Below are 21,345 nucleotides of genomic sequence, written 5' to 3'. Positions count from 1 at the left end.
TAGCGGCGCACAGCTTAATTGCTGGTTGCCTCTGTCGTGGATACCCATTCCTGCCGGATTGGTCACAAATTGGGAGTCCCTCCGAGGATTGGTCGCATACCGGGGTTAGCCTCCGAGGATTGGTCGCATACCGGGGATATGCGTACGCAAAACCCCGACGCGTGACCATTCCTCGAGCGCTGCCCCGCTTTGTGACCATTCCTCCGCGCCGTCCACGCGCAAATCCGTCGCTCAATGCATTCTCGGCGCCGTGAAGTGCATCCAGCGACCCGCCTACCAAACCACCCCCGCAAGCCCGTCGCTCGATGCAGAGCGGCGGCCGGCTAAGCGCGTACGAACGTCGCGACGGCCTCGACGTGATGCGTGTTCGGGAAGAGATCGTACGAGCGCAAGCGCGTGAGCTCGTAGCCGCGCTCCCGCAAGAGCCCGGTGTCGCGCCCGAGCGCAACCGGATCACACGCGACGTACACGATCTGCGCAGGAGCGAGCTCAGCCAACGGCTCGGTCACGTCCGCCTTCGCGCCTGAGCGCGGCGGGTCTAACACGACCGTCCCCGCGCGAGCCGCCGCCAGGGCATCCGCGCCCGAGTCGAGCAGGCCGTGCAGGTATCGATCGACGCGGCCGGTCTTCGCCGTGGCCCCGCCCCACTCGGCGAGGTTCGTCAGGGCGAGTTCCGTCGCTTCCTTCGCGTCCTCGACCGACTCGACCCGCGCATCCTTACCCGCGAGCTCCGCGACGGCGGCGCCGAGAAGTCCGACGCCACCGAACAGGTCGAAGTGCTGCGCCGAAACGTCGAAGCGCGAACGATCGATCGCATCCTGCACGGCGTCGTACAGCGTCACGGCCGCGAGCCGGTGCACCTGCCAGAAGCCGTCTTCCGAGACGGCAAACTCGCGCTCGCCCACGCGCTCCCGAAGCAGCTCGGGCTTACGCGTGGATGCGCCCTTGACTCGAGCGCGCATCCGCACCTCGAAGTCTGCCGGGGCGACGAAATCGATGCGCCCGGGGCCGCGGTGGCCCTTCGCGATGATCTGCTGCGCCAGCTCGTCGATATCGGGGAACGCGAGTGGCAGGCTGCGGACATCCACGACCCGGTGCGAGCGCGCGGCGAACGGCCCGACGCGGCCGTCGTCGTCAACGTGCAGCGTGACGCGAGTGCGCCAGCCGGTGCCGCGAGTTTCGTCGTCGTTCCCGAGACTTGAAACCTCAAACTCCGGCTCGACGCCGCCGAAGCGAGCGAGCGCATCCGCCAAGACGCGACGTTTCAGTTCGCGGCCAAACGCCACCGAAGTGTGGCCGAATTCGGCGCCGCCGGGGCGGTCATCGGGAGCACGCGAGACGTCGGCCTCGGGCCAGACATGTTCGAGCCGCTCGCTGGATGCGTCGAGCACCTCGAGCGTCTCGGCGCGCGCGAAGCGTTTCTTCACCTCGCTGATCTCGGCGCGCACGCGCTCGCCGGGCAACGCGTCCGAAACGAACACCACCCGGCCCGAGTCGTGGCGGGCGACGAAAATGCCGCCGTGGGCAACTTCACCGACGGTGAGTTCGACAATGTCGCCCTCGGTGAGTTCGGGGCTGGATGCGGTTGGTTCAGTCACGCGGTCAAGCCTAGTTGTCAGCGGGGTTCCGCGGGTCAGGATGCTCGTCTCGATTCCGGTGCCGCTGCGTGATAGCTGCCCGGATGCCCACGAAAACGACGACCGCCAAGATGACTGCGCCGGCACCTGTCGCGATGCCCGCGCCGCCGGAGAAGCTGCCTGAGCTGCTCGCGAGGGACACTCCGAACACGAGCAGTCCCGCGCCGACCGCAGCGAAGCCGACGAGCATGGTTAGGCCACCGGCGACCGCGAGCGGTACTTGCCGGGCCGGGGCGACGATGAGCGAGATGATGGCAGCGAAGCCTCCGGCAAGGATGAGCACCGCGCCGGGAAGTGCCAGCCACTGCCAGAGTGAAAACTCGCTCGCCGAAACCACGATGCCGATGACGAGCGCAATGAAGGCGGGCGGGATCAGGACAACTGCGAGGATTCCGCGAGGTCCGAGCTTTCGTATTGCTTCACGCATTAGTGCTCCGTTTCGGGTTGGGCGGCCCGCCAGAGTTGCTGCACGCGGTCGGCGGCGCGGGGAATCTTGAACGTCACGGATCCGGATCTAGTCACCTCGGTCGCGAAAAGTTCCCACGCCCTTCCGAAACACCAGCATGCCGCCCAAGCCGATCACGACGATTCCGGCGCCGATCATCAGCAACGACCTCAGCGCATCCTCACCGTTCACGAGCGACTCGACGCCGAACCATATCGTCCCGATGCCAACCCCGACGAGGGCCAAGGTAATGATCACGAGGCTGATGCGTCGAAACTGCTCCCGGGCGCGGCCCGGGAGATACTCCCGAAGAATGAACAGCCACCCGCCGAGCAGGAACGCCCCGATCCAAGTAACGAGCACAAGCTGGCCGGGGCTCAGCGTTGGCCGCGCGGCAACCATCCCAAGCACCAGCGCGAAGATCAGAAATGGGGTCAAGACCAGCATTCCCAGGCGTAAGCGACGCGGCGCGTCAGACATGTGGCTCCCTGAAGCTCCGAGTTCGAATGGTCTTGTCGGCAATCGTATTCGCTTGCAAGCGGGGAGGCATATTCTGGTCACCATGCGTCTCATCCTCGCCTCGACGTCCCCCGCCCGCCTCGACGTGCTTCGCAACGCCGGCATTGAGCCCGTGGTCCGCCCATCGTCGGTCGACGAGGATGCGGTCCTCGCCTCGAACGGCCCGTTGACACCGGCAGAGACGGTGCTGACGCTCGCACGAGCGAAGGCGCTCGCCGTCGCCGATGGCGAAGAGCGGGATGCGCACGACGGCCTCGTGCTCGGCGGCGATTCGATGTTCGAGATCGACGGCGAGATTTACGGCAAGCCTGGCTCCCCCGAAGTCGCCCGCGAGCGTTGGGAAATGCAACGCGGCCGTACTGGCACGCTGTGGTCGGGGCACTGGCTCGTCGATCGCACCGTGGATGCGTCGGGTCACGTCGCCGCGGACGAGGGCGTGGGTGCGGTGAAGTCGGCGGAGGTTACGTTCGTCGATGACCTGAGCGACTACGAGATTGAGCAGTACATTTCGTCGGGTGAGCCGCTCTGGGTCGCGGGCGCGTTCACGATCGACTCGCTCGGTGGCGCATTCATCGAGCGGATCTCGGGCGACCCCTCGACGGTGATCGGCATCTCGTTGCCGGTGGTGCGGAATTTGACTCGCCAGCTGGGCTACGATTGGCCGGCGTTGTGGAATCGCCCGGGCGCCGCATCCTGAGCGCGTTGCGGAACTACATCTAACGACGACTCTGCCGAACGCGTCCCGCAAACCCGGCACCGGATGCACACCGCGGCGGGAGCATCGCATCCAGCGACGACTCTACGAAGGACGTCCCGCAAGCCCGGCACCGGATGCACGCCGCGGCATCGCGAGTACATCGGGCGACGACTCTGCCGAGAGTGTCCCGCAAACCCGTCACCGGATGCAGTCGGCCGCGCCAGAAACGCATCCAACGACGGACCTGCAAAGGACGTCTCGCAAACCCGGCACCCGATGCACTCGGCAGCGCAAGAAGCGCATCCAACGACGAATCTACGAAGGACGTCATGCAAACCCGTCACCGGATGCAGTCGGAGGCATCGCGAATACATCGAGCGACGTGCCTGCGCGGCGCATCTCGCAAACTCGGCACCGGATGCAGTCCGCGGCGGGTGAAACTACAAGAAGTGACCAATTTGCGGAGGGTGAAAACGCAAATTGGTCACTCATTGGGGTTTCCCTCCCAGGGCTGGTCACGGAGCGGGGTTAACGGGAGCGATAACCCCGCTCCGTGACCAATTTCGGAGAGTGCTCTCGGCCAGTGCTGTCGATGAGCACTGTCGACGAATGCTGTCGATGAGCACTGTCAGCGAGCACTGTCGATGAGCACTGTCGGTGAGCGCTGTCGGTGAGCGCTGTCGGCGCGCAGCATCGGCGAAAGCGCGCAGCGCCCCAGCCGTCCCTGACTACTCCGAGCCGCCGCCCGGCAGCGGGATCGGCCCGGTCGTGGGCCCACCGGGTGCACCCGGAACCGTCGGCACGCCCCCGGTTGCAGCAGGCCCACCACCAGCAGGCCCACCGCTGGCCGACCCAGCCCCAGCGGCCCCGCCCTCAACAGCAACAGCAGCCCCAACAGCCCCAGTCACCACGGGCACGGCCCCCGTCAACGCGGCTTCTTCCGCGTCGAGATCGACCGCGGCGCCCGCGAACTGCGACTGGTACAGGCGCCAGTACGCACCCTCGGCCGCGAGCAGTGACTCGTGATTGCCCTTCTCCACGATGCGGCCGTTCTCCATCACGAGGATGAGGTCGGCGTCGCGGATGGTCGACAGGCGGTGCGCGATCACGAAGCTCGTGCGCCCCTCGCGCAGCGCGTTCATCGCGTGCTGCAGCAGCAACTCGGTGCGGGTGTCGACCGAGCTCGTCGCCTCATCGAGGATGAGCACGGCGGGATCCGCCACGAACGCGCGAGCGATCGTGATGAGCTGCTTCTCACCCGCGGATACATTCGAGGCCTCCTCGTCGAGCACGGTCTCGTACCCCTCAGGCAGCTGCCGAACGAAGCGATCCACGAACGTCGCTTCCGCGGCCGCGCGCACCTCATCGTCCGATGCATCCTGTCGTCCGTAGCGGATGTTTTCAAGAATCGAACCCTGGAACAGCCACGGATCCTGCAGCACCATGCCGGTGCGGGCGCGCACGTCGTGACGGCGAAGTTCGCCGGTGACCTGCCCATCCAGCTCGATTGCGCCGCCGTCGAGCTCGTAGAACCGCATGATGAGGTTCACGAGCGTCGTCTTGCCGGCACCGGTCGGGCCAACGATCGCGACCGTTTGCCCAGGCTCAACCGAGAAGTTCAGGTCGCGAATGAGCTCGCGCTCCGGGTCGTAGGAGAACTGCACGTCCTTAAACTCGATGCGGCCGGGGCCGGGGACGAGTTCCGGGGCGTCGTCCGCATCCGGTTCCTCTTCCTCTGCATCAAGCAGTTCGAAGACACGCTCCGCTGAAGCAGTCGCGGACTGCACGGTCGTCGCCATGCCGCCGAGCTGTGCGAGCGGCTGCGTGAACTGTTGCGAGTACTGAATGAACGCCTGCACGTCGCCGAGGCGAATCTGCCCGCTCGCGACCTGCAGACCACCGAGCACTGCGATGCCGACGTAGGCCAGGTTGCCTGCGAACATCATCAGCGGCATCATCATGCCCGAGAGGAACTGCGCCTTGAACGATGCCTCGTACAGCTCGTTGTTCTCCGTCGCGAACCGCTCGCGGATGTCATCCTCGCGACCGTAGACGCGCACGAGCGCGTGGCCCGAGAACGACTCCTCGACGCGGCTGTTCAGCTTTCCGGTGGCCTTCCACTGCTTCGCAAAGTTCTTCTGCGAGCGCGGCCCGATCACCGCGAAGATACCGCCGGTAATCGGCAGCACGACCAGCGCGACGAGCGCGAGCGACCACGAGATCGAGAACATCATCACGAGCACACCGATTACGGTGAGCAGCGACGTGATCGCGTAGATCAGCGACTGCTGCAGCGCATTCGTGATGTTGTCGACGTCGTTCGTGACGCGGCTGAGCAGCTCGCCCCGCTTCACGCGGTCGAAGTAGCTCAGCGGTAGGCGGTGAATCTTCTCCTCCACGCTGCGGCGCAGGCCAAACATCGCCTTCACGACAACCTGGTTCAGCAGGTACCCGGAAGCCCAGTCGAAAATGTTCGCGAGCGCGTAGACGCCGAGCGTGAGCAGCAGCATCTGCGAGAGCGCGTAAAAGTCGACGCCTTGCCCCGGCACAAGGTTCTTCATGGCCTCGACCATGTTCGCGAAATCTTCTTGGCCGGATGCGCGCAGTCCGTCGGCCACTTGTTGTTGCGTTGCGCCTTCGGGCATTTGCGAAGAAATGACGCCCTCAAAGATGATGTTGGTCGCTTCACCCAGCAGCTTTGGTGCCGTTACGGTGAGAATCACCCAGATGATTCCGAGCAGCGTCGCGATGCCGAAGACCCAGGCCCACGGCTTGAGCAATCCGAGCAGTCGCTTGAAACTCGGCCAGAAGTGCTCGGCCGGACGGGTGTCGCCGGAGCCGTCCCCCATCCCAGCACCGGCCGAAGCCGCCGCCGCAGCCGCTTCCTCGTCAAACTCTTCCTCAACCGGTGCGTTCGACTTCTTCGGTGATTTGTTCTCGCTCATGCCTGTGCCTCCGCGGAAAGCTGCGACTCGACGATTTCTTGGTACGTGGTGTTCGACTCGAGCAGCTCGTCGTGGGTGCCGGTGCCGACGATGCGGCCGTCGTCGAGCACGATGATGCGGTCGGCGTCGATGATCGTGGACACGCGCTGCGCGACAACGAGCTTCGTCACCTCCGGCAACTCGCGCCAGAGCGCGGCGCGAAGCTTCGCATCCGTCGTGAGGTCGAGCGCCGAGAACGAGTCGTCGAAGACGAGCAGTTTCGGTTGGTGAATGATCGCCCGGGCAATCGACAGTCGCTGCCGCTGGCCGCCGGAGACGTTCGTGCCGCCCTGTGCGATCTTCGCGTCGAGCGCGCCCGGCATCTCGCGCACGAAGTCGGCCGCCTGTGCGATCTCGAGTGCAGCCCACATTTCTTCCTCGGTCGCACCCTCGCGCCCAAACTCGAGGTTGGATGCGACGGTCCCCGAGAAGAGGAAAGGTCGCTGCGGGACGAGGCCGATTGAGCCCCAGAGGGTCGCGGGTTCCGCATCCTTCACCGGCACGCCGCCGACGCGCACCTCGCCCGAGGTTGCGTCGAAGAGCCGCGGGACGAGGTTAACGAGCGTCGTTTTGCCGGAACCGGTCGAGCCGATCACCGCGACGGTTTCGCCGGGCTCGGCGCGGAAGTTAACGTCTTCGAGCACGGGATGCTCGGCGCCGGGGTAGGCGAACGAGACCCTCTCGAATTCGACGAGGCCGGGCTGCGGCTGCGTCGCGATGCCTGCGCCGTCGAGCTTGAGCGAGCTGTCGGTTGCGAGCACCTCGCCGATTCGGTCGGCACACACGGCCGCGCGCGGGATCATCATCGTGAGGAAGCTCACCATGATCACGCCCATGAGGATCTGCATCACGTACGAGATGTAGGCGAACAGCGAACCGATCTGCACGTCGCCCTGGTCCACCTGCATCCCGCCGAACCAGATCACGGCGACGATCGCGAGGTTCATCACCATGGATGCGCCGGGGAAGACGACGACGAAGAGGTTACCGACTCGGCGACCCGTCTCCATGATCTTCTCGTTCGCATCCTTGAAGCGGTCACGCTCGATGTCCTCGCGCACGAACGCGCGGATGACCCGGATGCCCGAGAGCTGCTCGCGCAGCACGCGGTTGATGTTGTCGAGACGCTCCTGGTAGCGGCTGAACAGCGGCACCATGCGCCACACAATGAACCCGACGAAAAGCAACAGAATCGGTGCCGCGGCCGCGATGATCCAGCTGAGCCCAACATCCTGCCGCAGCGCCATGATCACGCCGCCGATCGCGAGCATCGGGGCGGAGACCATCATCGTGCAGGTCATGAAGATGAGCATCTGCACCTGCTGCACGTCGTTCGTGTTGCGGGTGATGAGCGAGCCTGCACCGAACTGGCTGATCTCGCGCTCCGAGAACGAGCCGACGTGGTCGAATACGTCTCGACGCATCAGCTGACCGGCGCGCATCGCGGCGCGCGCGCCGCACCAGATCGCGATAATGTTCGCCACGACCTGCAAGAAAGCGACGAGTAACATGAACGAGCCCGTGCGCCAGATGTAGCCGACGTCCCCGACGGCCACACCTTTGTTAATGATGTCGGCGTTGAGCGTGGGAAGATACAGTGCGCCTAACGCCTGCAGGAACTGGAATACCAGCACCCCAACGACAAAGCGCCAACTCGGGCGCAAATACTGCACGAGTAATTTCCAAAGCATGAGCGAAGTCCTTCTGAGTCTTCCTGCTACGAAGCTCGCCTTTTGAGCAACGTCCCATCCTCGCAGAATGGCGTTGATATTTCATCCGCGGAAGTTAACGGACAGGTGTTGGGATGCGCGGTTGTGGCTAGGTCACAATCGCGGTGGCCAGGAGGATTCCACAGCAAGAGGTGGCCGAAGATTGTCGGGAGTCGCCAACCTTAGGTAACGATTTCGCCTTAGGCTAGGGAATTATGCCTCGCATTGAAAAGCTACTGATCGCCAACCGCGGCGAAATTGCGGTCCGAATTATCCGAGCAGCACGCGATGCGGGGATCTCATCCGTCGCCGTGTACGCCGACCAGGATCGCGACGCACCGCACGCACGTTTGGCCGATGAGGCATACGCATTGCGTGGCACCACGAGTGCCGAGACCTATCTCGTCATCGACAAACTGCTCTCGGTCGCCCGCCGATCGGGCGCGAACGCGGTGCACCCCGGATACGGTTTCCTCGCAGAGAACTCTGACTTCGCCCGCGCCGTGGTCGCTGCGGGTCTCATCTGGATCGGCCCGTCACCCGAGGCGATCGACGCGTTGGGTGACAAGGTCACCGCGCGCCACGTCGCTGAGAAGGTCGGCGCTCCCCTCGCTCCCGGAACGCTCGAGCCGGTCTCTGGTGCCTCGGAAGTCTTGGAGTTCACGGCCGAGCACGGCTACCCGGTCGCGATCAAGGCGGCCTATGGCGGTGGCGGGCGCGGCCTCAAGGTCGTGCGCGAGGAGTCCGAGGTTGAGGATGCGTTTGAGTCGGCTACCCGAGAGGCCGTCGCCGCATTCGGTCGTGGGGAGTGCTTCGTGGAGAAGTTCCTCGACCGCCCGCGTCACGTCGAGACGCAGTGCCTCGCGGATGCGCACGGCAACGTCGTCGTCGTCTCGACGCGCGACTGCTCGCTGCAGCGCCGCAACCAGAAGCTCGTCGAGGAGGCCCCGGCCCCCTTTATTACTGACGCCCAGCGCGACGAAATGTACCGCGCATCCAAGGCGATTCTGCGCGAGGTTGGCTATGTCGGCGCCGGCACCTGCGAGTTCCTCATCGCAGTCGATGGCACGGTCGCGTTCCTCGAGGTGAACACGCGCCTGCAGGTCGAGCACCCTGTCTCGGAAGAAGTTACGGGCATCGACCTCGTGCGCGAGCAGTTCCGCATCGCCGAGGGCGAGGCGCTCGGCTACGACGATCCGACCGCCGAGGGCCACTCCTTCGAGTTCCGCATCAACGGCGAAGACCCGGGCCGCGGCTTCCTCCCCGCCCCGGGCAAGATCACGTCGTTCGAGACCCCGACCGGCCCCGGCATCCGGATCGACTCCGGCGTGCGCCAGGGCGACACCGTCTCGGGTGCGTTCGACTCGATGCTCGCGAAGCTCATCGTCACGGGCGCGACCCGCGAAGAGGCGCTCGAGCGCTCGCGTCGCGCGCTCGAGGAGTTCGAGGTCGCCGGGATGCCCACGGTGATCCCGTTCCACCGCGACGTCGTGAATCAGCCGGCCTTCACCGCCGAGAATGGCGAGTTTGGCGTGTTCACGCGCTGGATCGAGACCGAGTACGAGAACAACCTCGAGCCCTGGGATGGCGAGGCCGGTTCGGCCGAAGGCCCCGGTTCGCGCCGCGAGGTCGTCGTCGAGGTCAACGACAAGCGCATCGAGGTGTCGCTGCCGGAGCGTCTCGTGATCTCCGCTGGCCTCGAGCACGGTGGGGTCGGCCGCAATATGGCGGGCCACGCGCCCCGTCGCCGCTCGCACGGCGCCATCGCGACCGAGTCCGGTTTCGCCGTCAAGGCGCCGATGCAGGCCACGATCGTGAAGTTCGCGGTTGAAGAGGGCCAGAAGGTCGTCAAGGGCGACCTCGTCTGCGTCCTCGAGGCCATGAAGATGGAGCAGCCGATCGCCGCGCACCGCGACGGCGTCGTGGCTGGTCTCGCGGGTGCCCCCGGCGAGACGATTTCCTCGGGCACGCAGCTGCTCGAGATCGTCGACGCGTAGGGCGCTGGGGCTCGCGGCGGGGCTGGGTGCGGGGCTGTCGCCGGCGCTGGCGGCGGGGCTGTCGCCGACCCAGCGGCGGCTCTGGCGCCGGCCCGCATTCGTGGCGGGGTGGATGCGCGCATTGGGTCGCGCATCCACCCCGCTTTTTGCTTTGCTGGCATTGCCGCAAGCACTCGCCCTTGCTCGTATGCGCGCAAGGGCGAGCGCTACCTGCAATGGATGCGCCGCCAACCCCACGCACGCACCGCCACCCCTACCGCTAACGCCCACCCTTGCCTGTCCTCAGGCCCGGCAAAGCGCTACCGGCAATGGACGCGCCGCCAACCCCACGCCCGCACCGCCACCCCCTACCCCTAACGCCAACCATTGCCCGTCCTCAGGCCCGGCAAAGCGCTACCGGCAATGGACGCGCCGCCAACCCCACGCCCGCACCGCCACCCCCTACCCCTAACGCCAACCATTGCCCGTCCTCAGGCCCGGCAAAGCGCTACCGGCAATGGATGCGCCGCCGGCGAGCCTGCTGCACGACGTGGCAGGGGCATACCGGCTGAGGGAAGGATGCACGAGGAGGGCGAGTTGCGTAGATGCACCCGAACAGAAGTCGCGTTCGGCCGGCAAATGCAGCCCGAGTTGTCCACAAATGCCACCGTTGCGAACGTTGTCCACAATTTGACTGCGTCACGAAGCAGTAGTTCGCCGAATGTACTCAACTGGCTGCGTGAATATCATCCTTGCTAGGGACATCTCGAAATCGGTCACGCCGGTGCCGCCATTGCACCGCACCGCAAAGCGTCACGAATGGACACGCATTCATCGTGGCGCATATCTGGACTTGCAGGGCACCGAACCTGATGACGTCTCCCAGGAATCTTGGCATGCAGCGAAAATCATAGGGCTAGCCGCATCCACGCCGATCGCAGTAATCAGCGGGCTCAGTGCCGCGATCTTTCACGGTCTACCAATGCTGTACTCACGCATCCCGAACCTCGTACACGTGACGCGAGCCTCAAAATCTACGAAGAGCGAGTGGGCTCACACCCACCAGGCGAAGTTGGCCGCCGATGAGGTTGTCGAGGTTGCGGGGATCCGCTGCACGAGCATTACTCGTACGATTCAGGATCTCGCCGGAACGCTGAGCCTCCCCGAGCTACTGGCTATGGCGGATGCAGCTCGAGCTCGGGAGGTGGATCTCCAGCCGCTCGTGAGCGTCAACCGTTTCGGTCGCCATTTACGGTGGGCCGTCGAACACGCGAGTGATCGATCGGAGAGTTATGCCGAGACTTGGAGCAGATACCACTTCATCTGCGCTGGCATAGAGCTTCCATTACAGCAACCATCCGTGATCGCTCGTGATGGCACGTTTATTGGTCGCACAGACTTCGGCACGAGAGACGGTCTGCTCGGCGAGTTTGACGGGAAGGTCAAATACGGCAAGTTCTTGAAGCCAGGCCAATCGGCCGCGGATGCAGTAATGGCCGAGAAAAGTCGTGAAAACTCTTTGCGTGACACGAACCATGAGCTGACACGCTGGGATTGGGATGTGCTGCGATCACAGCAGACGTTTCTGAACCGCTGGGACAGCGCAAAGCAACGTGCCGCGCTACTGCCGCCGCCAACGGCCACTCTTGAGTTGAGGCCGATGAAGAAACCCGTGGTCACAAACTGGACGGATATCTTCCAGTGGAATCACGCTGCAATCGGGTAATCGCCGACATATCTTGATGTGCGGCGTTCGCTTTCGACGGTCGTCGGTCACCGGCTGCCGGTCGTCGGCCACGCCAGCATTGCGGCTAGCGCGCGACATTGCCGCTCACGCAGGTCCCCATTGCCAGTAACGCTCACCCCCGCCCAAGTGCCAGCAAGGGCAAGCGCTAGCGGCAATGGGCGCAGAACTAGCCGCACAAAACAGCACCGCTCTCCCACGCCGCCATTGCCGGTAACGCTCACCCCCGCCCAAGTGCCAGCAAGGGCAAGCGCTAGCGGCAATGGGCGCAGAACTAGCCACGCAAAACAGCACCGCTCTCCCACGCCACCATTGCCAGTAACGCTCACCCCCGCCCAAGTGCCAGCAAGGGCAAGCGCTAACGGCAATGATTGACGCGAGGTGCGGCGGCCAACCGCGACGAATAGCCGCAATGGTGGCCGCCCGCAACGCGTACCCACCCCGCAAGCCGCGCACCCCGCCGGCCGCGCCGCAGCTACTCGATGCGGCGGTGCATGGCGCGGGCCGCGTCCACGATGGAGCCCGAAAGCGACGGGTATACCGCCCACGACTCGGCAATCTCGTCCACGGTCAACCGCTGCTCAATCGCGATCGACAGCGCGAGCACCAGCTCGGATGCGCGCGGCGCCACAATCACGCCGCCGATGATCGTCCCAAGGTTGTTGCCCGCAATGAGCTTCACGAAACCGTCCCGGAAGCCCTGCATCTTCGCGCGGGGGTTGCCCGCGAGGTCGAGCTTGTGCACGCGGCCGCTGCGGATCTGCTCGCGCACATCCTTCTCCTGCCAACCCACGGTTGCGATCTCAGGGTACGTGAAGACGTTCGAGGCCACGTTCCGGCGGCTGATCGGCTGCACCATATCGCCAAGCGCGTGGAATACGGCGGTGCGACCCTGCGTCGAGGCGACCGACGCCAGCGGCAGGAAGTCGCTGCAGTCCCCCGCGGCATAGACGTTCGGCAGCGACGTGCGTGCCACGCGATTCACCATGATGTGCCCGGAATCGGTCGTCTTCACGCCGATCTTCTCGAGGCCGATGTCGGCCGTGTTGGGAATCGAGCCGACCGCCATGAGGCAGTGCGTGCCGCGCACCTCGGTGCCGTCCGAGAGTGTGGCGACCACACCATCCCCATCGCGCACGACCGACTCGGCGCGCGTCTTCGAGAGCACGTTCATGCCGTTGCGCGTGAACACCTCCTCGATCACGTCCGCGGCGTCGGTGTCCTCGCCCGGCAGCACGCGATCACGCGAAGAAATCAGCGTCACCTCCGCCCCCAACGCGTTGTACGCCGAAGCGAACTCGGCACCGGTCACACCCGAACCGACCACGATGAGGTGCTCGGGCAGAGTCTCGAGGTCATAGAGCTGCTTCCAGGTGAGGATGCGCTCCCCGTCGGGCTTCGCGGTGTCGAGTTCGCGGGGGCTCGCGCCCACCGAAATCACCAGCGAGTCGTATTCGACGCGATCGAATTCTTCGCCTGCGGTGCCGGCGGTCACCGAGACCTCCCCATCGGCAGAGATCCGGCCATGGCCCTCGATAATTCGAACGCCCGAGTCCTTGAGCTGCCGGCGGATGTCGTCGGACTGGTTCTGCGCGAGACGCAGCAACCGCTGGTTGAGCTTGCCGAGGTTTACGGCCACCTCGGGGCGACGCGGGGTTTCGCGGTCATCCCGCACGAAGAACTGGATGCCGAGCTCGTCCGCATCCTGAATCGACACGGCCGCCTCGGCGGATGCGATGAGCGCCTTGGAAGGGACGACGTCGGTCAGCACCGCGGAACCCCCGACTCCGGTGCGTTCGATGAGGGTGACATCGGCGCCGAGCTGGGCGCCTGCGATCGCGGATTCATATCCGCCTGGTCCGCCACCGATCACAACGATGCGGTGCTTATCCGTATTCTGTGCAGCCATGGCAACAATCTTGCCACGCGGAGGTTTCTTCTCGCCGCCCTGGCCTGTGCATCCGCCGCACAACACTTGGCTTTCAAAGATTGGCGATCGCGCGTGAATAACCGCGTTGTGAGGCAGGCTCACCTACGCTGTCACCATGTCACAAACGCATCTGACTGATACCGTGCATCCGCTCGACGCGCCCGGCGCGGACCCGCGTGCCATCGCTCAAGAGGCAGCGAAGGTTATTGCCGAGAAGACCGGCGTCGCGAGGCACGACATCGCGCTCACGCTCGGCTCAGGATGGGGCCAGGCTGCGGAATCGATCGGCGAGCTCGTCACCGAGTTCCCGGCCCACGAGGTGCCCGGATTCTCGAAGCCCGCGCTGGCTGGCCACACCGGGATGATCAAGTCGATTCGTCTTGCTTCGGGCGGCCACGCGCTCATCATCGGCGCGCGCACTCACTTCTATGAGGGCCATGGCGTCCGCCGCGTCGTCCACTCGGTGCGCACAGCGGCCGCGACCGGCGCGAAGATCATGGTGCTCACGAACGGCGCCGGCGGGCTCAACCCGGACTGGCAGCCGGGCACCCCGGTGCTCATCCGCGACCACATCAACCTGACCGCCGCATCCCCGCTCGAGGGCGCGACGTTTGTCGACCTCACCGACCTCTACTCGCAGCGGCTGCGCACCGCGGTCCAGGAACTCGAGCCGCTCGACGAGGGCGTCTACGTGCAGTTCCGCGGGCCGCACTACGAGACCCCTGCCGAGGTCAAGATGGCGGGGATTATCGGCGGTGACATCGTCGGGATGTCCACGGCACTCGAGGCGATCGCAGCACGCGAAGCCGGCATGGAGATTCTCGGCCTCTCGCTCATCACCAACCCGGCCGCAGGGATCTCCGCCACTCCCCTGAACCACGAAGAGGTCATCGAGGCCGGCCGCGCCGCAGAGACGCGGCTCGCGGACCTCCTCGCCCGCATCGTCAAGGAGATCGCATGAACGCGCTGCCGCTAAACCGCGAATCGCAGGTCGCTTTCCGCCACGCGGCCGAGAGCTGGCTCGCGCAAGATCCGGATCCCGAAACCCGGGCCGAGCTGGAGTCGCTCCTCGCCCAGGCAGGTGACATCAACAAGCCTGGCGTCACGCTGCAGGATGCGGATGACTCGCCCGGGGCGCGGGCCTGGCGCGAGCTGCGCGACCGCTTCGGCACGCGGCTTTCCTTCGGGACGGCCGGGCTCCGCGGTCGGCAGGCCGCGGGCTCGAACCGGATGAACCGGGTCACGGTCGCGCAAGCGGCTCGCGGCCTCGCGGACTACCTCGTGTCTCGAGGCGGCTCCCCCAGCGTCGTGATCGGTTACGACGCGCGCATCAACTCGGACGTCTACGCTCGCGACACTGCGGAGCTCATGATGGCCGCTGGAGTGAAGGCCACGCTCCTGCCGCGCCCGCTCCCGACCCCGGTGCTCGCATTCGCGGTGCGCTGGCTCGGCACCTCCGCCGGCATCATGGTGACGGCCTCGCACAACCCGAAGTGGGACAACGGCTACAAGGTCTACCTCGGCGACGAGGATCAGGGCTCGCAGATCGTTCCGCCCGCCGACAAGGAGATCGCTACGGCGATTGCGAATGTCGCGAACACCATGAAGGTGCCCGATCTGCCGCGCTCGCAGGACTACGAGACCGCACCCGAGTCGCTCGTGGCTGCGTACATCACCGAGACCGCGAAGGTCTTTCAGGCGCCGGTCGTGCCGCTCAAGGTGGCGTACACGCCGCTGCACGGCGTCGGCCGTGACACCTTCCGCGCCGTCCTCGAGAAGGCGGGCGTCCCCCTGCCTGAAATCGTCAAGGAGCAGGCCGACCCGGACGGCACCTTCCCGACCGTAGATTTCCCGAACCCGGAAGAGCCCGGCGCCCTCGACCTCGCGTACGCGACTGGCGATGCCACCGGAGCGTCGCTCATCTTGGCCCATGACCCCGACGCCGACCGGCTCGCGGTCGCGGTGCGCGTCGCCGAGGGCTGGCGGCTGTTCGGCGGCAACGAAATCGGGAGGATGCTCGGCTGGCGAGCAGCGAAGGCCGCGGCCGCCTCTGGCCAGCTCGACGGCACGCTCGCGACCTCGCTCGTCTCATCCCCCGCACTCTCGAAGATCGCGGAGCGCTACGGGCTCGGGTACGCCGAGACGCAGACCGGCTTCAAGTGGATCTCCCGCGCGCCCGGGATCATCTACGGCTACGAGGAAGCCCTCGGCTACCTCGTGAATACCGACACGGTGCGCGACAAGGACGGCGTCTCGGCCGCGCTTGCCATCCTCGAGCTCGCGATGCTCGAGGCCGCCAAGGGACGCACGTTGGATGATCTCGACAATGCGTTCACCGAGGAGTTCGGGGCCTACGAGTCCCGTCAGGTCGCGCTGCGCTACGAGTCGGTGGATGTGCTGCCGAAGGTCATGGCGGGCCTGCGCGCGAAGTTTCCGGAGCAGGTGGGCGACGTCGCCGTGGCGACGGCGCACGATCTCGAGACCGACCCGCAACCCGCGAATATCATCCGCCTCGAGCTCGCGGACGACACCCGCATCATGATCCGCCCCTCCGGCACCGAGCCGAAGATCAAGGTGTATATCGACGCGAACTCGATCTCGGGCACCGTTGCGGAGCGCAAGGCATCGGCGGCGAGCCGAGCGGATGCGGCGGCTTCGGCCATGCGCGCGATGCTCACGCAATAAAGCGGGTCTGCCGGCTTCGATACGCCGCTTCGCGGCTACTCGCCCAGCGGGCAAGGTCCTTGAGTAAGCGCGCGAAGCCCGCTGTATCGAAAGGGCCGGCTTCGATACGCCCTACGGGCTACTCACCCAGCGGGAGCGGCGCCGGTGGGCTCCGACCCTAGTCCGCCTCGAGGTCGAAGTTGAGGTCGGGAAGATGGCTCTTAATCAGCTCGACGAGTTCCGCGTCCGAGCCCGAGCGAACCGCCTTCGAGACGAGCGTCGCGTCGCCGTCAAGCCCGTTCGCGATGCCCGCGACGACGCCGAGGTGCTGCGCCGGGTTCATCGTGCTGATTGCGACGACGAGGCCAACCGGATCATAGTGGGCGTGGCCGAAGTTGACGCCGTCGGGGAACGTCACCGCGACGAGCCCCCGCTGCAGCGAGTCGGCGCTCGGCTGCGCGTGCACGAGCGCGAGGCCCGGGGCGATCACGATGTACGGCCCGAACTTGTCAATCACGTCGATGAGCTTCTTCGTGTAGCCGGGACGAACGCAACGGGCGCGGACGAGCAGCTCGCCCGCGATCTCAACAGCCGATCGCCAGTTGGCAGCCTTCGCACCGCGACGCACCATCGACTCGTCAAAGTGCAGCTTGTGTTCCACCGTGTTCATCGTCTCGCTTCATCTGGTTGTCTCACCGCGTCAAATCCATCGGCAATCCGGTCGGCCAGCCGCTCCCGATCCTCGACCGGCAGGAACGCCGCCTCGCACGCCGCAAACTGAAACTGTTCCAGATCGTCGAGGTCGTAGTCGAATTCGTTCGCGAGTCGCGCAAGTTCGAGGGATGCGGTCGTTGAGCTCATGAGCCGGTTATCGGTATTGACGGTAACCGTGAAGCCTAGCTCGTAAAGCAGGTTGAACGGATGCGCGGCCAGGCTCGGCGCGGCGCCCGTCTGCAGGTTCGAGGTCGGGGCGATCTCGAGTGCGACGCGACGGTTCTTCACCCACTCGGCGAGCTCACCGAGCTGGGCGAACGTGCCTTCATCGTCCTCGTCGTGCAGCTCGATGTCGTCGGCGATACGGATGCCGTGGCCGAGTCGCAGCGCGCCGGCATCGAGCAGCGCGGATTCGATCGAATCCAGTCCGGCCGCTTCGCCAGCGTGCACGGTCACCGGAACGAATTCCTCGGCGCAGTAGTCGAAGGCCTCGGCGTGCGCGGAAGGTGGGAATCCGGCTTCGGGGCCCGCGAGGTCGAACCCGCACACTCCGCCTGGCACGAGGTGCGAGTCGTAGCGCGTCACGGTCAGCTCGGCGATCTCGTCTGACCTGTGGCCCTGGCGCATCGCGCACAGCAACTGCTGCACCCGAATCCACCCGCCACGCGACTCAATGTCGTCGATGCCCTGCGCGATGCCCTGTTCCACCGCATCCACGGCCTCGTCGAGCGTGAGCCCACGGCTCAGGTGTTGCTCGGGCGCCCACCGGAGCTCGGCATACACGACGCCGTCCGCGGCGAGGTCCACGACGGCCTCGCGCGCGATGCGTCGCAGCGCCTGTACCGTCTGCATCACGCCAACGGTCACACTGAAGGTCGAGAGGTAGCTCGTCAACGAGCCGGAGTCGGCCGACTCGCGAAACCACTTCGCGAGCAGCTCGGGATCGGTCTCGGGCAATTCGAAATCGACGTCCGCCGCGAGCTCGACGATCGTGCTCGGCCGGAGGCCGCCGTCGAGGTGATCGTGCAGCAACACCTTCGGGAGGGCACGTGCATCCACCCCATCGGGCAGGATGAAGTCTTCCTCGTTCATGGCGTGCGGTTTCACTTCCTCGTTGAATTACGGTCGGATAACGTTGTCAGCGTAGCGCGTGCAGGCGACAGGAAAACTATCCCGCTCTGAACTTTATGATTCAGCGCGCGGCCGGACTCTATTGTGTAGCGATTCGCTCCGCAATCAACGGGGCAACGGTGTTGGATGCCCCAGATTCTGCAATCTCCCAGGCGCCCTCCAGGTCCGCGAGTGCCGCGGAGAAGCGGTCCGCATCCTCGGCGTGCAACGTCCAGAGGAGGTCGCCCGACTTCACCGCGTCGCCCGGCTTCACAGACAGGTCGATGCCAGCCGAGTGCACGACCGGGTCTTCCTTGCGCGCCCGGCCCGCGCCGAGCCGCCACGCAGCCACACCGAACTGGTACGCATCCTGCTGCACGAGCACGCCGTCCCGATCGGCGCGCACCTCGAGAGACTCCGAGGGAGTCGGCAGCGGCGCATCCGGGTCACCGCCCTGGGCCGCGACCGTCCGGCGCCACACATCCATTGCCTGCCCGCCGCGGAGGTGCTCCTCGACATCGACGTCGGGCTTGCCCGCGAGCGCGAGCATCTCGCGCGCGAGTTCGCACGTGAGCTCCACGACATCGGCGGGCCCACCACCGGCGAGGACCTCGACCGATTCGCGCACCTCGTTCGCGTTTCCGATCGTGCGCCCGAGCGGCACATTCATGTTGGTAAGCAGCGCTGAGACGTTGAGCCCCGCATCCGTGCCGAGCTCGACCATCGTGCGCGCGAGCTCGCGGGCACGATCGATGTCCTTCATGAACGCGCCGGAGCCGAATTTCACGTCGAGCACGAGTGCGCCGGTTCCCTCCGCAATTTTCTTCGACATGATCGAGGATGCGATGAGCGGGATCGCCTCGACCGTCGCCGTGATATCGCGTAGCGCATACAGCTTTTTGTCCGCCGGCGCGAGCTCCGCGCCCGCGGCGCAGATCACGCCACCGAGCTCGCGCAATTGCGCGTACATTTCCTCGTTCGAGAGCTCCGCTCGCCAGCCCGGAATCGACTCGAGCTTGTCGAGCGTGCCGCCGGTGTGGCCGAGGCCGCGGCCCGACAGCTGCGGAACTGCCACACCGAAGGATGCGACGAGCGGCATCAGCGGGAGCGTGATCTTGTCGCCGACGCCGCCGGTGGAGTGCTTGTCCGCGGTGGGGCGGCCGAGCTCCGAGAAGTCGAGCCGCTCGCCCGAGGCGATCATCGCGTTCGTAAGGTCCAGAATCTCCTGGCGGCCCATCCCGTTGAGGAAGATCGCCATCGTCATCGCGGCCATCTGTTCATCGCCAACGAACCCCGTGGTGTACCGATCGATCAGCCAGTCGATCTCGGCGGTGCTCAGCGTCCCGCGGTCTCGCTTGGTGCGGATGAGGTCAACGGCCGCAAACGGTTCGTTCAAGTTAGGCTCCTTGGTTCAGTAACGGTCGGTGAGTAGGTGCGAAGCACCGTATCGAAGCGAGTGGCGACGCTTCGATACGCTTCGCTACGCAACGAGCTTCGGGACGCTTCGCTCCTCACGGGCTTGGTCTAGCGGCCGAGGTGGGCTGGCCCGAAGGACTGCGGCAGGATGGCGTCGAACGGCAGGATGCCCTTCGGCGTGTCGACCAGCATGTCTTCGGTCTTGAACTCGTTGAGCAGCTGGCGACAGCGCCCGCACGGCATAAGAATCTCGCCGAGCCCGTCGCAGCACGTGAACGCGACGAGTCGGCCGCCACCGCCGCGCGCGAGTTCTGAGACGAGCCCGCATTCGGCGCACAGGCCCACGCCGTAGCTCGCGTTTTCGACATTGCAGCCGGTCACGATGCGGCCGTCGTCCGTGAGCGCCGCGGCACCGACCGGGTAGTTCGAGTACGGCACGTAGGCCTGCTGCATCACGGATCGGGCCGCCCCGCGCAGGGACTCCCATTCAATGTTTTCCATTGCGCTCCCCTACTTGATATATGGCACGCCGCTCGCGGCAGGCCCGCGGGACTGCCCCACGAAACCGATCACGGCGAGCACCGTCACGATATACGGCACCATCGACAGCAACTCAGAAGGCACGTTGGCGCCGACCTGTGTCGCGAGCGTACGGAAGTTGGATGCGAACCCAAACAGCAGCGCGGCAAGCGTCGCGTAGACGGGGTGCCAGCGGCCGAAGATCAGCGCCGCGAGGGCGATATAACCCTGGCCGCTCGTGACCTCCTGGTTGAACGCGCCCACGGATCCGAGCGTATAGAAAGAGCCACCAACGCCCGCGATCGCGCCGGAGAGCAGCACGTTGAACCAGCGGTTGCGATTCACGTTGATGCCGACCGTGTCCGCGGCCTTCGGGTGCTCGCCGACCGAGCGGGTGCGCAGGCCCCACCGGGTGTTGAACAGCGCCCAGGTCAGAAGCGGCACGAGGATGAACATGAGGTACGTGATGATCGAGTGCGAGAAGAACACCGGGCCGATGATCGGGATGCTCGACAGCAGTGGGATCGGCCACGCGTCATACGTGTCGGGGCTGTTGTAGAGCTCCCGGTTCGACGCCATAAGCCCCGAGTAGAGATAGCTCGTGAGGCCGATCACGATCATGTTGATGACCACACCGACGACCACTTGCTCTACCCAGTACGTGATCGAGAACAGCGCGAGCACGACCGAGACGAGCACACCCGCGACGAGGGCGGCCAGAATGCCGGCGACCCAGCTGCCCGTCATCGAAGACACAAGGGCGGATGCGAACGCACCCGCGAGCAGCTGACCCTCGATCGCAATGTTCACGACGCCGGCCCGTTCCGAGACGAGACCGGCCATCGAACCGAACACGAGCGGGGTCGATATCGCGAGGGTACCGGTGAGGAGCCAGACGAACGGCACGTTCGCGCCCGCACCAACCCACACGATGAGCGCGATGACCCAGAGGGCGGCGAAGAGCGCGATGCCCCACATCGGGATCTTCTTGCGGTCGTAGGCGAGCTTCGCGGTGTACGCCGCGAACGCGATCATCAGGGTGCTCAGGATCAGGTTCGTGAGCATCGACGGCAGCACGAGCGGCGGCAACTCGATCGGCACCGTGCGGCTGTTGAGGTCGATCCTCGTGGTGAGCGAGGGGTCGAGCCGCAGCGAGAAGATGAGGAGCGAAACGAGGGCGAACACGCCCAGCAGGATCGGGGTCTTCCACTTTCGTGGCGCGAGCGCGGTCTCGGGCGATTCTGGAGTCGCCGGAGTCTTCGGCGTGACGGTGGTGGTCAT

General features: G+C 65.5%; 16 protein-coding genes. 5 read left to right on the top strand and 11 right to left on the bottom strand.

All coding sequences use genetic code 11. From position 1 onward, the window contains the following. Window positions 1-323 precede the first annotated feature (323 nt). From GMOLON4_RS14485 to GMOLON4_RS14475, 3 genes are all read right to left on the bottom strand, one after another. Window positions 324-1,598, bottom strand: coding sequence for a class I SAM-dependent RNA methyltransferase (locus GMOLON4_RS14485; protein ID WP_026937446.1), 1,275 nt, complete (start codon window positions 1,596-1,598; stop codon window positions 324-326). A 10-nt stretch (window positions 1,599-1,608) separates the two neighbouring features. Then, on the bottom strand, window positions 1,609-2,064 hold the full coding sequence (locus GMOLON4_RS14480) for a hypothetical protein (RefSeq protein ID WP_026937447.1): 456 nt from the start codon (window positions 2,062-2,064) through the stop codon (window positions 1,609-1,611). A gap of 87 nt (window positions 2,065-2,151) precedes the next feature. Beyond that, window positions 2,152-2,562, bottom strand: a complete 411-nt coding sequence (locus GMOLON4_RS14475) for a hypothetical protein (protein WP_026937448.1) — start codon at window positions 2,560-2,562, stop codon at window positions 2,152-2,154. 82 nt (window positions 2,563-2,644) lie between these two features. Here GMOLON4_RS14475 and GMOLON4_RS14470 point away from each other — a divergent pair, with 82 nt between their 5' ends. Continuing rightward, window positions 2,645-3,298, top strand: a complete 654-nt coding sequence (locus GMOLON4_RS14470) for a Maf family protein (protein ID WP_026937449.1) — start codon at window positions 2,645-2,647, stop codon at window positions 3,296-3,298. Between the two features lie 728 nt (window positions 3,299-4,026). Here the strand turns inward: GMOLON4_RS14470 and GMOLON4_RS14465 are convergent. Continuing rightward, window positions 4,027-6,243, bottom strand: a complete 2,217-nt coding sequence (locus tag GMOLON4_RS14465; protein ID WP_084147596.1) for an ABC transporter ATP-binding protein — start codon at window positions 6,241-6,243, stop codon at window positions 4,027-4,029. Continuing rightward, complete coding sequence (locus tag GMOLON4_RS14460) at window positions 6,240-7,973, bottom strand: ABC transporter ATP-binding protein (RefSeq protein ID WP_026937450.1); 1,734 nt, start codon at window positions 7,971-7,973, stop codon at window positions 6,240-6,242. Before GMOLON4_RS14460 ends, GMOLON4_RS14465 begins: the two co-directional genes overlap by 4 nt. Before the next feature lie 233 nt (window positions 7,974-8,206). On the opposite strand from GMOLON4_RS14460, the gene GMOLON4_RS14455 reads away from it, so the two are divergent. Both GMOLON4_RS14455 and GMOLON4_RS14450 read left to right on the top strand, forming a co-directional pair. Continuing rightward, the gene (locus GMOLON4_RS14455; protein WP_026937451.1) at window positions 8,207-9,988 is read left to right on the top strand and encodes an acetyl/propionyl/methylcrotonyl-CoA carboxylase subunit alpha; all 1,782 of its coding nucleotides are present in this window, start codon (window positions 8,207-8,209) and stop codon (window positions 9,986-9,988) included. 718 nt (window positions 9,989-10,706) lie between these two features. Next, window positions 10,707-11,693, top strand: coding sequence for a hypothetical protein (locus tag GMOLON4_RS14450; protein WP_146137482.1), 987 nt, complete (start codon window positions 10,707-10,709; stop codon window positions 11,691-11,693). A 493-nt stretch (window positions 11,694-12,186) separates the two neighbouring features. On the opposite strand, the gene GMOLON4_RS14445 is transcribed toward GMOLON4_RS14450, so the two are convergent. Further along, window positions 12,187-13,620 (bottom strand): NAD(P)H-quinone dehydrogenase, encoded by a 1,434-nt coding sequence (locus GMOLON4_RS14445; protein WP_026937452.1) that lies wholly within the window; start codon window positions 13,618-13,620, stop codon window positions 12,187-12,189. 136 nt (window positions 13,621-13,756) lie between these two features. Here GMOLON4_RS14445 and GMOLON4_RS14440 point away from each other — a divergent pair, with 136 nt between their 5' ends. Then, window positions 13,757-14,602 carry a purine-nucleoside phosphorylase gene (locus GMOLON4_RS14440; protein WP_035733299.1) on the top strand — a complete coding sequence of 282 codons (846 nt, stop codon included), beginning with the start codon at window positions 13,757-13,759 and terminating at the stop codon, window positions 14,600-14,602. Then, window positions 14,599-16,326 (top strand): phospho-sugar mutase, encoded by a 1,728-nt coding sequence (locus GMOLON4_RS14435; protein WP_026937454.1) that lies wholly within the window; start codon window positions 14,599-14,601, stop codon window positions 16,324-16,326. The genes GMOLON4_RS14440 and GMOLON4_RS14435 overlap by 4 nt, the downstream gene beginning before the upstream one ends. A gap of 157 nt (window positions 16,327-16,483) precedes the next feature. Here GMOLON4_RS14435 and GMOLON4_RS14430 read toward each other — a convergent pair whose 3' ends face one another. From GMOLON4_RS14430 to GMOLON4_RS14410, 5 genes are all read right to left on the bottom strand, one after another. After that, entirely contained in the window at window positions 16,484-16,975 is a 492-nt protein-coding gene (locus tag GMOLON4_RS14430) for a PTS sugar transporter subunit IIA (RefSeq protein WP_051267120.1), read from the bottom strand. Continuing rightward, complete coding sequence (locus GMOLON4_RS14425; RefSeq protein WP_026937456.1) at window positions 16,972-18,111, bottom strand: adenosine deaminase; 1,140 nt, start codon at window positions 18,109-18,111, stop codon at window positions 16,972-16,974. Before GMOLON4_RS14425 ends, GMOLON4_RS14430 begins: the two co-directional genes overlap by 4 nt. A 118-nt stretch (window positions 18,112-18,229) precedes the next feature. After that, window positions 18,230-19,525, bottom strand: a complete 1,296-nt coding sequence (locus GMOLON4_RS14420) for a thymidine phosphorylase (protein ID WP_026937457.1) — start codon at window positions 19,523-19,525, stop codon at window positions 18,230-18,232. 128 nt (window positions 19,526-19,653) lie between these two features. Continuing rightward, window positions 19,654-20,046: a cytidine deaminase gene (locus GMOLON4_RS14415; RefSeq protein WP_026937458.1), complete on the bottom strand. Its 393-nt coding sequence runs from the start codon at window positions 20,044-20,046 to the stop codon at window positions 19,654-19,656. A 9-nt stretch (window positions 20,047-20,055) separates the two neighbouring features. Continuing rightward, entirely contained in the window at window positions 20,056-21,345 is a 1,290-nt protein-coding gene (locus tag GMOLON4_RS14410) for an ABC transporter permease (RefSeq protein WP_026937459.1), read from the bottom strand.

It is taken from the genome of Gulosibacter molinativorax (assembly GCF_003010915.2).
Taxonomy (GTDB): Bacteria; Actinomycetota; Actinomycetes; order Actinomycetales; family Microbacteriaceae; genus Gulosibacter; species Gulosibacter molinativorax.
This window is presented reverse-complemented; position numbering and strand designations above follow the sequence as displayed.

Coding starts and splice junctions, on each gene's coding strand:
- GMOLON4_RS14410 (WP_026937459.1), bottom strand. CDS start 21,345: ATGACCACCACCGTCACGCCGAAGACTCCGGCGACTCCAGAATCGCCC.
- GMOLON4_RS14445 (WP_026937452.1), bottom strand. CDS start 13,620: ATGGCTGCACAGAATACGGATAAGCACCGCATCGTTGTGATCGGTGGC.
- GMOLON4_RS14455 (WP_026937451.1), top strand. CDS start 8,207: ATGCCTCGCATTGAAAAGCTACTGATCGCCAACCGCGGCGAAATTGCG.
- GMOLON4_RS14440 (WP_035733299.1), top strand. CDS start 13,757: ATGTCACAAACGCATCTGACTGATACCGTGCATCCGCTCGACGCGCCC.
- GMOLON4_RS14415 (WP_026937458.1), bottom strand. CDS start 20,046: ATGGAAAACATTGAATGGGAGTCCCTGCGCGGGGCGGCCCGATCCGTG.
- GMOLON4_RS14480 (WP_026937447.1), bottom strand. CDS start 2,064: ATGCGTGAAGCAATACGAAAGCTCGGACCTCGCGGAATCCTCGCAGTT.
- GMOLON4_RS14425 (WP_026937456.1), bottom strand. CDS start 18,111: ATGAACGAGGAAGACTTCATCCTGCCCGATGGGGTGGATGCACGTGCC.
- GMOLON4_RS14435 (WP_026937454.1), top strand. CDS start 14,599: ATGAACGCGCTGCCGCTAAACCGCGAATCGCAGGTCGCTTTCCGCCAC.
- GMOLON4_RS14470 (WP_026937449.1), top strand. CDS start 2,645: ATGCGTCTCATCCTCGCCTCGACGTCCCCCGCCCGCCTCGACGTGCTT.
- GMOLON4_RS14430 (WP_051267120.1), bottom strand. CDS start 16,975: ATGAACACGGTGGAACACAAGCTGCACTTTGACGAGTCGATGGTGCGT.
- GMOLON4_RS14460 (WP_026937450.1), bottom strand. CDS start 7,973: ATGCTTTGGAAATTACTCGTGCAGTATTTGCGCCCGAGTTGGCGCTTT.
- GMOLON4_RS14475 (WP_026937448.1), bottom strand. CDS start 2,562: ATGTCTGACGCGCCGCGTCGCTTACGCCTGGGAATGCTGGTCTTGACC.
- GMOLON4_RS14465 (WP_084147596.1), bottom strand. CDS start 6,243: ATGAGCGAGAACAAATCACCGAAGAAGTCGAACGCACCGGTTGAGGAA.